The organism is Paenibacillus sp. JGP012, from assembly GCF_014203995.1.
Taxonomy (GTDB): Bacteria; Bacillota; Bacilli; order Paenibacillales; family Paenibacillaceae; genus Paenibacillus; species Paenibacillus silvae.
On the sequence record NZ_JACHKG010000007.1, the window covers coordinates 152,417 to 164,386 of the forward strand.

The window sequence follows — 11,970 nt, forward strand, 5'->3', positions numbered from 1 at the left end:
TCGATGTGACTTTTTTGTCATGACAGCTTAGAATCAACATACAGACTTGAAGGAGGGCACAACTGTGACTACACCTGATCGTACACGCGTCACCGTAGAGATTTACGGGACTTCCTATAAACTGGTTGGCAGCAGTGCCGACTATATGAAACAAGTAGCAAACCTGGTAGATGAGCGTATGAGCGCTATTTCAAAAAGTCATTCCCGTTTAGATACGCCGCGCATTGCTGTACTTGCGGCTGTACATATGGCTGAGCAGTCTCTTCAGACGGAGGAAATCCGCAATGAGCTCAAGATGCTTACGGGAGAACGTACAGAGCTTCGCAAAGAAATCAACCGGTTAAACGCCATTCAGAGTGAACATCAAAACGAATTGCAGCTGCGCGACCAGTCTCTTCATGAGGTTCGTCAGCAGAAGCAGGAAGCGGAGCAGGCTTTGCAGAAGCTGGCTTCAGAGAAGCAGGCCGAAATCTCCAGGCTGACTGCGCTATTGGAGCAGGAGCGCAGTCAGATGAAGCAGCAGATTCAGAAGCTGCAGACTCAAAGTGCGGCACAGCTTAAAGAAGCGGAGGCCAAAGCTGCTGCACGTGTTAAGGAAGCAGAGGAAAAAGCGGCTAATCAGCTGAAGCAAGTGCAGGCGCAGTCTGCGGTGCAGCTTAAGGAAGCTCAGAACCGTGCGACAGCGGAGCTGCAGCAGGTGCAGGCCAAAGCTGCTGCTCAATACAAAGAGCTGCAGGACAGAAGCGCAGCTCAATTGAAGGAAGCAGAACGCCTGGCGGCGGCTGAACGGCAGAAAGTGGAGGCTCAGGCGGCACAGCAGGTACAGGCGGCCAAGGAAGAAGCTGAAGCAGCTATTCTGTCTGAACTGGAGCAGGCTGAGGTTAAATTGCAGCAGGTGCAGGAGGAAGCAGCTGTTCAATATGCTGAGCTGCAGGAGCAGATGAAGCAGCGTCTGGAGCAAGCACAGCATGAAGCCCGGAAGCAGGCAGATGCTTTGACTGCGCAGGCGAAGCAGGAGCGAGAGGTTTTACAGGCTGAAGCCGAACAGAAGCAGCGTACTGTGATGGAGCAGCTTGAGGCCGAATTTAAAGCTCTTGCAGAGCAAGCTGAACTGGAATGGATGGAGAAAGAAGCATTGCTTGAAGAGCAGCTGAAAGAAGAGCAGGAAGCGGCAGCTGTCCGTGCGGCCGAGACAACAGCAGCCGCTGAGGAACGCCTTAAACAGGAAAGAAGCAAGCTCATACATCAGCTTGAGGAAGAACGTGGGCAGGCGAAAGCTCGTATACAACAATTGAATGAACAGCTTGAAGCAGTGCAGCAGCAGCTGAAGCATGCGCAGGAAGTGGTTTCCGAGCAGGAGCAGCTGCTGCAGACGGAACGTACACAAGTACAGTCGCTGCATGAGGAGCAAGAGGCTCTCATGCAGGAGCAGGAAATTCAGGCACGCCGCATTGTGGAGCTGCAGCAGCAGCTGGAGCAGATTAAAGGCGACAGCAGCGAACTGCAAACCAAGCTGCGCGAAACAGAGCAATCGTTGAAACAGGCTCAGGCGTCCCAACAGCAATGGCAGGAGCAGTACAACGAAGCGGTGGAGCGTGAGACAGCACTTACAGCTCAACTGCGCAAGCTTCAGGAGCAGCACGCCCAGCTTGAGCAGGATGCACAGCATCTGCTTGAAGCGGAAGCGAAGTCGGAGGAAGAGCAACGCAGATTGCAGAAGGTGCTTGAACAGGCTCATGCGGCTGTGCGTACATTGCAGAATGAAATTAGCGGACTCACCGAGAGCGAGAAGTCTTGGAAGGTGCTTGCCGAGCAGCGCCTGGCTGAAATTGGCGATTTGGAGAATCAGATTCTTGAAGCTGCCGAGCAAAATGAAACGCTGGAATCGGGCGTGCAGTCTTTGCATGATGAGCTGACGGTTGTCAAAGAAGAAGCGCGTCTTTACAATGAGGAGGCCGTGCGATATGAGAAAGAAGCCGAGGAGCTGGGAGTTCAGCGCGAGCAATTGGTTGCGGAGCTGGACGGCACTCGTAATGAACTAGATGTCACTCGTAATGAACTGAATGAAACTCGTCATGAATTAAATGATACGCGTGAAGAATTGAATGAAACCCGTGATCAATTGAATGGGGTCCATGATGAATTAAATGGGGCTCATGATGAACTGCAAAGCGCGCAAGAGGAATTAATCCGTCTGCAAGAGCAGTACAAACAGATCCGTAATGATTATAGTGATGCGCTGCAGCGTGAAGAGAACATCGGCTCCCGTATGAGTGAGCTTGAAGCAGAGAGACAAGGCCTGGAGGATGCGCTTGACGATGCAAGACAGTCAGCCGAACAGCTTGCCAAACGTTATACGGAGCAGGCGAATCAACTTGCTCAGACTGAAGAGGAGGCTCTGGAATGGCAGATTAAACATGAGGATCTGTCAGCTAATCAGGCAGAGCTGTCTTCTCGCATCGAGCAACTGACGGAACGTGAAGAAGGGCTCCGAGCTCAATTGGAACATACGGTACAGGCAGCCAAGCAGAACGAGCAGGTATGGAAGCTTCGTGCGGAAGAATGGGCGTCCCAGGAGCAGGCATGGCAAGAACGATGGACTGCACTGGAGAGCGAGTTGACGGCGTGGCAGCGTGAAAGTGCGGTGAGTTCAGAGAAGCTGGAGGAACTGGCACAGGAGCGAGACCAGCTCTTGAAGGAGCGCACACAGCGGGAGCAGCTGCAAGCTGAGGCAGACGAAGAGAAGCAGATTATGGAGAATGAACTGAGTGAAATTAGTGAACGTTATGAACTGGCGGCCAATCAGCTGCGGTTAATGCAAGTTGAGCGGGAAATGGAACAAGAGAAGGCGGAGCAGCTGAATAGGGAATATCGCCAGCTCCATGATGAATATACGAAATTACAGACGGAATATAACGAATGGATTGAATTGATTGAGCAGGATCAGACATAGCGGTTTGTTTCCGTAAGGTTCTGATCAGCAAACTCTTGCACAATTTGTTATAATACAGGAAGAGCCCCCGTCGCTGCGGGGGCTCCTTGTATTGAATGTTATTCCTCAACAATAATTTTGGAGATCATGCTGCTGTGACCCGAGCCGCAAAAAACGGAGCAGGACATTTCGAATTCACCAGCTTTGTCCGGGGTAATCACTTTGGAGTTTTTCTGCGTGTCCAGTTGCAGATTCAATTCTGGCACAAGTATCCCGTGATTTCCGTTCACATTTTCATACACAATTTTGACCGGAACGCCCTTTTTGATCCGGTATTCAGGTTGATCGAACTCATAGTTGCTTGCCTTGATGACCAGTTGTTCACTGGCTGCCACTTCCGGTTCGGATGCTTGGGAGTTTGAATCGTTAGGGTTTCCGCATGCAGCCAGAACAAGGATTAACATACAGGCGGCAAGCCAAGCCATACCTTTCTTCATGATGTGCCTCCTAACATGTAATATGGATAAAATTTGAATCATTCCTGAAGTCATCATACCGCAATTGAACAATGCCTGTACATGTCGGGTATGTCGTTTTATTGAAAATTGATGCACATGCGTACGAAGGGATCTGGCATGGATAAGATTGTGAATAAGGGTATGGATTGACTATAGATAGACTGTAAGCAGGCTATAAATAGGTAAATAGAAAAACCTCTTCAGGCTGAAAGCCTTCAGAGGTTTAAGATGCCTTGCTAGAGCCAGGTCGGCACATGCACTGTGTTTAACTCTTGGAGCTGCGTCCGGCATCAAACGGGGTGGACACCGGAATGAAGAGATCGATAATCCCGATAACCAAAGCAGCAAGAATGGCACCGAGCAGGCTGACATGAACGTGATCAACGACATACTGGCCTAGCCAGATAACCAGTGCGCTGACGATGAAGCCGACAATTCCTCTGCCGAAGGGATTGACTCTTTTGCCAAAGATGCCTTCAACGATCCAGCCAAGCAAAGCGATAACAAGAGCAAGCATAAGCGCGCTCCAGAAACCGCCGACGGCGAAGCCGGGAACAATCCAGCTCACAACCATCAGTACAATGGCGGCAATAATAAATCGTACGACATGGCCCAGAAAATTCATGGGGTTACCTCCTTTGTATCAGATTGGATTGACTAATTGAATTCAAATGGTGCTGCTGTGCTTGGGCTTTTGAATTGTATAGACAATCCTGACCATCGTAGTTTGCTGCTTTACAATCAAACTTATGTGTGGAAGGATTCGTTAAATAGCGCAGCACAGGTTCTTTCGTTATAATACAAATATAGTTTGGAAGGAGTTGTAAACTTGGACACGAAAATTTTACACACACTGGAATATCGCAAAATTTTAAATACATTGCTCGGCTTCGCTCAAACATCAATGGGCAAGAAAAAAGCGGAGCAGCTTGAGCCGATTAGTGAACTGGAGGAAGTAAAACGTTTGCTTCAGCAAACGGACGAAGCGTTTACCTTTGATCGGTTGAAAGGCTCACCGTCCTTCGGCGGAATTGTTGACATTACAGCTTCCGTGAAACGTGCTGAAATTGGAGGTACTTTGAACCCGCATGAGCTGCTTGGCATCTCTAATACAACGCATGCAGCCAGACGTTTGAAACGTCAGATTGCAGCACTTCATGAGGATGAACCGATTGAATCGCTCTTTTATATCAGCGATCAGCTGTCTGAGCAAAAGGATCTGGAGGATGCGATTCGCATCTGTATCGACGACAATGCAGAGGTTGCAGATACGGCAAGTGTGACGCTGGCACAGATTCGCCGTGAGCTGCGCGGGGGAGAAGCTCGCATTCGTGAGAAGCTGGATTCCATGATTCGCTCGTCTACCGTTTCCAAAATGCTGCAGGACCAGCTTATTACGATCCGGGGAGATCGTTTTGTTATTCCGGTTAAAGCAGAGTACCGCTCGTACTTCGGTGGTATCGTGCATGACCAGTCAGGTTCAGGAGCAACACTTTTCATTGAGCCGGAATCTATCGTGGCTATGAACAACAAATTACGCGAGACCCGGATTCGGGAAGAACGTGAAATTGAGATCATTTTGCAGAAATTGACGGCACTTGTCAGTGAGCAGGGCGAATGGTTGTTATATGATGTCGATTTGCTGGCATCCCTTGATTTTATTTTTGCCAAAGCACGCCTGGCTCGTGAACTGAAAGCAACGCTTCCTCGGATGAATGATCGCGGTTTCCTCAAGCTAAAAAAGGGACGGCACCCGCTTATCCCGATTGAACATGTCGTTCCGATTGATGTAGAGCTGGGCAATGACTACACTTCTATTATCGTGACGGGTCCGAATACAGGTGGTAAAACGGTAACACTGAAAACGATTGGTCTATTAAGCCTCATGGCTATGTCAGGACTGTTTGTACCAGCCGAGGACGGCAGCCAGCTCTGTGTATTTGATGCCATCTATGCCGATATTGGTGATGAGCAGAGCATCGAACAGAGTCTGAGTACATTCTCCAGCCATATGACCAACATCATTCGTATTCTGAAAAATATGACGCCGAAAAGTCTCGTCCTGCTGGACGAGCTTGGGGCAGGGACCGATCCCGCAGAAGGTTCTGCACTCGCGATCTCGATGCTGGAGCATATGCACCGGACAGGTTGCCGGATGGTTGCCACAACTCACTACAGTGAGCTGAAGGCCTACGCCTATGAGCGTAAAGGTGTCATTAATGCAAGCATGGAATTTGATATCAATACACTTAGTCCAACGTATCGCCTCTTGGTCGGTGTACCTGGTCGCAGTAACGCTTTTGCGATCGCGGAGCGCCTCGGGTTGCCAGGATATATTCTCGATTATGCGCGTGGTGAAGTGAAGGAAGAGGATCAACGGATTGAGCATATGATCGCTTCCCTCGAGGAAAATCGCCTTACCGCTGAACAAGAACGCCAGAAGGCGGAAATCCTTCGTCAGGACATGGAGAAATTACGCAGCCGCCATCAGGCCGAGCTGGAGAAGCTGGAGCAGCAGCGTGACCGCCGGATTGAAAAGGCAGAGGAGGATGCTCGCAGCATCGTAGACAAGGCTCGTGCAGAAGCTGAGAAAATCATCGCTGATCTGCGGCAGCTTGCGATGGAAGAGGGAGCGTCTGTCAAGGAGCACAAGTTGATCGCTGCACGCAAGCAGCTGGATGAGGCTGAACCAGAGAAGCGCAGAAAAACGGTCAAAAAATCAGCTGCTCCCAAAGCTCGTGCCATTGGGCCAGGGGATGAAGTGCTCGTCTACAGTCTCAACCAGAAGGGCCATGTCGTGGAGATGGCTGGCAGCAAGGATGCGGTTGTACAGCTTGGTATTATGAAGATGAAGGTATCGCTGGATGATCTCGAATTGCAGCAAGCAGCGCCTGCTGTGAAGCAACCGAAGCAGAAGCCGGTAACAGGCATGAAACGTACGCGAGATGACAATGTAAAAAGTGAGCTGGATCTGCGCGGTACTAATCTGGAAGAAGCGCTGATGGAGACGGATCGATTCATTGATGAGGCATTCCTCGCCAATCTGGGAATGGTCTACATTATTCACGGCAAAGGAACAGGAATTTTGCGTTCTGGTATTCAAGATTACCTGCGTAAGCATAAACATGTTAAAAGTTATCGATTGGGCAATTACGGAGAAGGCGGCAATGGTGTGACCGTCGCTGAACTGGAATAGCCAGAACACTATCTGCTGTCCTGATCATTGGGACAGCGGATTCGGAAGGAGAATGAGGCGTGAAAGAAGCGATTGACGGACTGCTGTCTCATCCGTTGGGGATGGTCCTCGGTTTCTTCTCGGTAGCAATTATGGAGCTGCTTATTTTTCTGGCATGCTTCGAGCTGGTGACCAAGTATAAATGCTGGTCGGAGATCAAAAAAGGCAACGTGGCTGTTGCAATGGCTACGGGAGGCAAAATCTTCGGGATTTGCAATGTACTCCGTTTTTGCATCCAGGCAAAATCCTCGGTATACGATGCAATGACATGGTCAGTTGTTGGCTTTGTGCTGCTGCTGGTGGCGTATTTCTTATTTGAGTTTCTGACCCCGGTATTTTCGATTGATCGGGAGATTGAAGCGGATAACCGGGCAGTCGGCTTGATATCGATGATCATTTCGGTTTCATTGTCCTTTGTTATTGGTGCAAGCATTATCTAGGGGGATCGATGATGAAAATATTGATACGGATTTTGTTTGCGGCATCACTCGTGTTTTTTGCCATCGGTGTGATTTATGTAATGAATACATGATTATTTGAAGGAGAAAGGTTGATATACGATGGAAACAACAGTATGCCCTTGGTGTCACACAGAGATCGTTTGGGATGAAGAGCTGGGCCCAGAGGAAGAGTGCCCTTATTGCCACAATGAATTGAAAGGCTACCGTACACTGAATATTAGCATCGGGGACGAAGAAAATGATGATGCGGATGAAGCGTTCTATGATACGGACAGCGTAACAGAGCAAGAGCAGAGTTCAGACCTGACTTCGTTATGGGGCGATGAAGTTGAGCTTAAATTGCCAGAGCTTCGTACGCTGAACAAATATGCAGACGAAGGCAATGATCTGATCCAGTATGAGCAGGGTGTGGAGAAGCAGCTGGATCAGCAAGAGGAAGTGCCGGAGTGCCCGAATTGCAGAGAATTTATGATTCTTGCCGGCTCACAGGCAGCCAGTCCAGATACGTTTACACCGATGGCCAATGCGGCTTCAGGGAAAGGGTCCGTATTGTCACCTCCATTTACAGTTCTGACTTATGTGTGCTCCGGATGCTTCCAGGTGCAATACAGTTTATCTGAAGATGACCGTCTGCGGTTGATCCAGAACCTGAGCGCACAGTAACTGTATAAGGACAAGTATGGTTTGAAAGCTAATTTTATACAAATCCAAAGACTCATCATGTTTTTCTTTCACTTGGGGCAGGTTAATGCCAAGAGCCGCCTGTTCGGGTTTTGGCTGTTGGCTTCAGGTGATAAGGAGGGGCAGATGAAGATTACTTTGGGAAGACAATCCATTCTGCTTTTGGGCGTGAATGGATTGTTTGCGTTAGCGGGAGCGCTATCAGGCACATTCCTGAACGTGTTTCTCTGGAAGAGCCGGCCGGATTACACCATGATCGGCTGGTTTACAATTAGTCAGCAATTGGCGATTGGCATCACGTTTTGGCTTGCTGGCAAGTGGGTTAAGGAGCATAACAAAATGGCTGCGCTAAGGCTGGGCACGGCCTTTTCAGGAATATTTTATCTGCTTGTGTTATGGACGGGAGAGCAGGCCGTTGACTGGATATGGCCGCTAGGCTTACTGCTCGGCTGTGCCTTGGGGCTATTCTGGATCGCATTTAATGTGGTGTACTTTGAAGTGACCGATCGGGAGAACAGAGACCTGTTTAATGGATGGGTCGGGTTGCTGGGCTCCATGGCTGGTATTATTGGCCCGTGGTTTTCCGGTCTTATTATTTCACGTATGTCAGACAATACAGGCTACCGGTTTATTTTTACGGTGTCGCTTGTCATCTATATCGTCGCGGTGATTTGCAGTTTTTTTCTGAAAAAACGAAAAGTCAGCGGCACATATCGTTGGTTTGAACCGATCAGGCAGTTATCCATTCCGAATAGCCCTTGGCGGCCGCTGGCTATGGGATTGTTTGCTCAAGGGGTCAGGGAAGGTGTCTTTGCTTTTCTGATTGCGCTGCTGGTATATTTGGCGACAACACAAGAGTATAAGCTCGGACAGTTCTCGCTGATTACCTCAGCGGTGGCACTGGTCAGTTATTGGGCGGCAGGTAAATGGTTTAAACCGCATTACAGATATAAAGGTATGTTTGCAGGAAGCTTGCTGCTGCTGGTTGTACTGTTTCCATTGCTCTGGAAAGTAACGTATGGAACATTGCTCTTTATGGGAATTGGAAGTGCGGTAGCGATGCCTTTATATATATTGCCGATGATCTCGGCAGGGTTCGACATGATGGGCACAAGTGGCGAAAATGTAGAGAAAAGAGTTGAACTTGTCGTATTACGAGAGCTGTGTTTGATGTGTGGCAGACTGTTTGGTCTGACTATATTTATGATCACTGTCGTCAACTCTCCTTCTCAGAAGGTATTAATCTGGCTGATCATTGCTCTTGGTGCATTCCCGCTCATCGGGTGGGCCTTCATGCGCAAGCTGCTGCTTAAATCGTTGGTCCAGGAAGTGTCTAAAGAGCAAAAATGAAAATGAACAGGCAAAGGTACGGCCAGGGAAAATACAAGTTCCGGTGCCGTACCTTTTTGCGTGATTACATATTGATGTAAGGATCAAAATAAATCTGGATATTTTGTTTGTGTGCCTGATTAGTGGCAGGTAAGCACTAAGCAGGGGAAGGCTTGCTGGTTCTCGTTAGAGAGAACAGCTGCATATCTTCTTCATTGGTCTTGCCGCTGATGGCATCTGCAATGAGCGTAGCAGCAATCATGCTGTACACTGTGCCATTTCCTCCGTAACCTTCAACGAAATAGGAATGCGGGTAGTCCGGATGTGTGCCAATCAGGGGCAGGCCATCATGTGTATTACCAAATACAGCGCCCCAAGCATAATCCATCTCAAGTGCATCGAGCGGGAAATAGGATCTGACCTCTTCAAGCAAAACCTCGCCCTGATGCTTGGCACGAAGCTCGCGCAGATCTTTGTCAGGTGATTCTTCATCCAGCCCGCCTGCAATAATGCGATTGTCCGGCGTGGTACGCATGTACAGATATGGGCGTGCAGTTTCCCAAATCATGGCCTGTTCATGCCAGCTGCTCAGATCAGGCAGTGGTTTGGTTGTGATGGCATACGTAGATTTCAGGTAGGCTGCGCGATCTTTTTTGATCTCCTGTGTCTCATAACCGGTAGCATAAACAATCCGCTTGGCTCTTATTTTCCCATTAGAGGTATAACACCACACCCCCTCGTCATCATAGTCACAGTGTATCATTTCCGTTTGTTCGTAGATGCGTGCCCCATGTTGACGTGCGGATTCAAACAACCCTTGAACAAAGCGATACGGATTCACTTCCGCATCCCCCTTGGTGTATAACGCAGCCGGCTTTTCAAAAGGAAAATGCTTTTTAATCTGATCTGCATACCACAGCTCGGCTTCAAATCCGTACTTTTGCAGGGTTTGATATTCTTCCTCAAGCAATGCAACATCTTCTTCAGAGCTGGCAAAACAAAAGCTGGTGCGCGGGATAAACCACGGATCGGTGTCCAGCTTTCTGGCAATTTCGGTGAGCTGCTTCATCGCCTCACGACACAGCTCGTAGAAGCGCACTCCTTTGTTTTCTCCAAATGTATGAATACATGAGGTTAGCGTTTTGTCGTTGGTATATTGCAACAAGCCGGTATTGGCTGAACTGCTTCCATGAGCAATTTTACGTTTATCAATAACGACTGTATCCAGTCCGCGTTCTGCCAGCAGTCTGGAAGTAAGGGCGCCCCCCATCCCCCCGCCTATGATCAGGCAGTCACAGGAGATATCGGTATCCAGGGATGGATAGTCCGCATCAGATTTGTAGGTAGAAGGCCAGTACGGTGTGCCATAAACGAGATCCATTGCAAACGACTCCTTTATCATCTTATTTGGTATAGTTTTGCAATTCAAGGTAACAATAAGCTCGGATAAACTTTAGATCAAGGAGGTTAGACGTACATGCAGCATTCACAAATGCAAGCACTCAGCCCAAAGGAATTGAACTATATTGCCGATTCCATCTCTAATGAGGAGATGCTGATCAAGCAATGCGCCGCTACAGCTTCCATTGCAACACAACCGGCCATCCAACAGGCATTGAATCAATATGTTCGTTCTCACGAGCAACACATGAACACGTTGATTCAAGCACTGCATCAGCACCAGTCTCTTGCACCCTCCCAATCGCAATAAAGTTACAGACACCTTGCAGTACTATCAACGCATAGGAGGAAAAACCATGTACAATCAAACCGGACAATTTATGCAGGAACAGGATTTGTTAAAAACCATTCTTGCCGATTTAAGACGTACTTCACGCGAGTATACAACAGCTACGACTGAATCTTCCTGCCCCATGATTCGCAGTATGTTCAATGATCTGACCAATGATACATTGAGGCTGCAGGGTGAATTGTTCAACCTGATGCAGCAGAACAACATGTATTCTGCTTCGGCTAAAGCTCCTCGCCAGGATCTGGACAAGCAGCTTCAATCTGCACATCAGGCACAGCAGAAATGTCAGCAGTTCGTTCAGGAGAAAACTGTGCAAAACAATCCTTACAATCAAGTGCCGAATGTATCTCCGCGTCAGCCGAATTACGGTAACCCTTATTACATGTAACCTGTAGATACCGGGTTTGAAGCACATATTCTGAGGTACCATACCACCGCTTGCCTGAATTGAGGGCAGGCGGTCTTTTGTCTATGCATCGACGTTAAATTCATGTAATATAAGTATTAATTCATTTTCAGGAACATGGATGACGCTGGAGGGAAAACGATGAAGGAATTGAACGATCTGCAGCTTAAAGTGCTGGATCTGTTGAAGGAAGACGCGAGAAGGACTCCCGCACTGCTTTCTACGCTGCTGGGGGAGTCGGAAGATAAGATTAAAGCTGCTGTAGCTCAGCTTGAACAAGACCACGTCATCGTAAAATATGCAACGGTTGTAAACTGGAGCAAAATTGATGATGAGAAAGTAACCGCTCTGATCGAGGTGCAAATTACACCGGAGCGCGGACGTGGCTTCGAGGGTATTGCTGAACGCATCTATCTGTACCCGCAAGTGAAATCCGTATATCTCATGTCAGGTGCGTATGATCTGCTCGTTGAAGTTGAGGGTGGCAACCTGCGTGAAGTCGCTAATTTTGTGTCGGAGAAGCTGTCTCCGATTGATTCGGTTCTTTCAACCAAGACGAATTTTATTCTTAAAAAATATAAGCAGGACGGGATTATTTTTGAAGACCATCAGGAAGACAACCGTCTCATGATCTCGCCGTAAAGGAAGATGTGTC

At 48.4% G+C, this 11,970-nt stretch carries 11 protein-coding genes; 8 read left to right on the forward strand and 3 right to left on the reverse strand.

Annotated features, from left to right (window positions below):
• Positions 1 to 64 precede the first annotated feature (64 nt).
• Positions 65 to 2,953 (forward strand): cell division protein ZapA, encoded by a 2,889-nt coding sequence (gene zapA, locus HNR77_RS11720; RefSeq protein ID WP_184184038.1) that lies wholly within the window; start codon positions 65 to 67, stop codon positions 2,951 to 2,953.
• A gap of 98 nt (positions 2,954 to 3,051) precedes the next feature.
• On the opposite strand, the gene HNR77_RS11725 is transcribed toward zapA, so the two are convergent.
• Together HNR77_RS11725 and HNR77_RS11730 are read right to left on the reverse strand one after the other, a co-directional pair.
• Entirely contained in the window at positions 3,052 to 3,429 is a 378-nt protein-coding gene (locus tag HNR77_RS11725; protein WP_184184041.1) for a cupredoxin domain-containing protein, read from the reverse strand.
• Between the two features lie 286 nt (positions 3,430 to 3,715).
• The gene (locus HNR77_RS11730; protein WP_111272344.1) at positions 3,716 to 4,075 is read right to left on the reverse strand and encodes a phage holin family protein; all 360 of its coding nucleotides are present in this window, start codon (positions 4,073 to 4,075) and stop codon (positions 3,716 to 3,718) included.
• A gap of 204 nt (positions 4,076 to 4,279) precedes the next feature.
• On the opposite strand from HNR77_RS11730, the gene HNR77_RS11735 reads away from it, so the two are divergent.
• The 4 genes from HNR77_RS11735 to HNR77_RS11750 all read left to right on the forward strand — a co-directional run bounded on the left by HNR77_RS11735 (position 4,280) and on the right by HNR77_RS11750 (position 9,177).
• Positions 4,280 to 6,646, forward strand: a complete 2,367-nt coding sequence (locus tag HNR77_RS11735; RefSeq protein ID WP_184184044.1) for an endonuclease MutS2 — start codon at positions 4,280 to 4,282, stop codon at positions 6,644 to 6,646.
• Positions 6,647 to 6,705: 59 nt separating this feature from the next.
• Positions 6,706 to 7,125, forward strand: coding sequence for a DUF350 domain-containing protein (locus HNR77_RS11740; protein ID WP_311768608.1), 420 nt, complete (start codon positions 6,706 to 6,708; stop codon positions 7,123 to 7,125).
• Between the two features lie 120 nt (positions 7,126 to 7,245).
• On the forward strand, positions 7,246 to 7,809 hold the full coding sequence (locus HNR77_RS11745; protein WP_184184047.1) for a hypothetical protein: 564 nt from the start codon (positions 7,246 to 7,248) through the stop codon (positions 7,807 to 7,809).
• Positions 7,810 to 7,953: 144 nt separating this feature from the next.
• Entirely contained in the window at positions 7,954 to 9,177 is a 1,224-nt protein-coding gene (locus tag HNR77_RS11750) for an MFS transporter (protein WP_184184050.1), read from the forward strand.
• A 136-nt stretch (positions 9,178 to 9,313) separates the two neighbouring features.
• On the opposite strand, the gene HNR77_RS11755 is transcribed toward HNR77_RS11750, so the two are convergent.
• A complete protein-coding gene (locus HNR77_RS11755; RefSeq protein WP_184184053.1) occupies positions 9,314 to 10,537 on the reverse strand; it encodes an NAD(P)/FAD-dependent oxidoreductase in 1,224 nt (407 codons plus the stop codon).
• A gap of 96 nt (positions 10,538 to 10,633) precedes the next feature.
• On the opposite strand from HNR77_RS11755, the gene HNR77_RS11760 reads away from it, so the two are divergent.
• The 3 genes from HNR77_RS11760 (at position 10,634) to HNR77_RS11770 (ending at position 11,957) form a co-directional block, all read left to right on the forward strand.
• Positions 10,634 to 10,867 carry a hypothetical protein gene (locus tag HNR77_RS11760; protein ID WP_184184057.1) on the forward strand — a complete coding sequence of 78 codons (234 nt, stop codon included), beginning with the start codon at positions 10,634 to 10,636 and terminating at the stop codon, positions 10,865 to 10,867.
• A 46-nt stretch (positions 10,868 to 10,913) separates the two neighbouring features.
• The gene (locus tag HNR77_RS11765; RefSeq protein ID WP_184184060.1) at positions 10,914 to 11,297 is read left to right on the forward strand and encodes a spore coat protein; all 384 of its coding nucleotides are present in this window, start codon (positions 10,914 to 10,916) and stop codon (positions 11,295 to 11,297) included.
• Positions 11,298 to 11,456: 159 nt separating this feature from the next.
• The gene (locus tag HNR77_RS11770) at positions 11,457 to 11,957 is read left to right on the forward strand and encodes an Lrp/AsnC family transcriptional regulator (RefSeq protein ID WP_110893970.1); all 501 of its coding nucleotides are present in this window, start codon (positions 11,457 to 11,459) and stop codon (positions 11,955 to 11,957) included.
• Positions 11,958 to 11,970 lie beyond the last annotated feature (13 nt).

Bases quoted from the DNA above. Each gene is read 5' to 3' on its own strand.
- HNR77_RS11765 (WP_184184060.1), top strand. From the start codon at position 10,914: ATGTACAATCAAACCGGACAATTTATGCAGGAACAGGATTTGTTAAAA.
- HNR77_RS11755 (WP_184184053.1), bottom strand. From the start codon at position 10,537: ATGGATCTCGTTTATGGCACACCGTACTGGCCTTCTACCTACAAATCT.
- HNR77_RS11750 (WP_184184050.1), top strand. From the start codon at position 7,954: ATGAAGATTACTTTGGGAAGACAATCCATTCTGCTTTTGGGCGTGAAT.
- HNR77_RS11760 (WP_184184057.1), top strand. From the start codon at position 10,634: ATGCAGCATTCACAAATGCAAGCACTCAGCCCAAAGGAATTGAACTAT.
- HNR77_RS11745 (WP_184184047.1), top strand. From the start codon at position 7,246: ATGGAAACAACAGTATGCCCTTGGTGTCACACAGAGATCGTTTGGGAT.
- HNR77_RS11730 (WP_111272344.1), bottom strand. From the start codon at position 4,075: ATGAATTTTCTGGGCCATGTCGTACGATTTATTATTGCCGCCATTGTA.
- HNR77_RS11770 (WP_110893970.1), top strand. From the start codon at position 11,457: ATGAAGGAATTGAACGATCTGCAGCTTAAAGTGCTGGATCTGTTGAAG.
- HNR77_RS11725 (WP_184184041.1), bottom strand. From the start codon at position 3,429: ATGAAGAAAGGTATGGCTTGGCTTGCCGCCTGTATGTTAATCCTTGTT.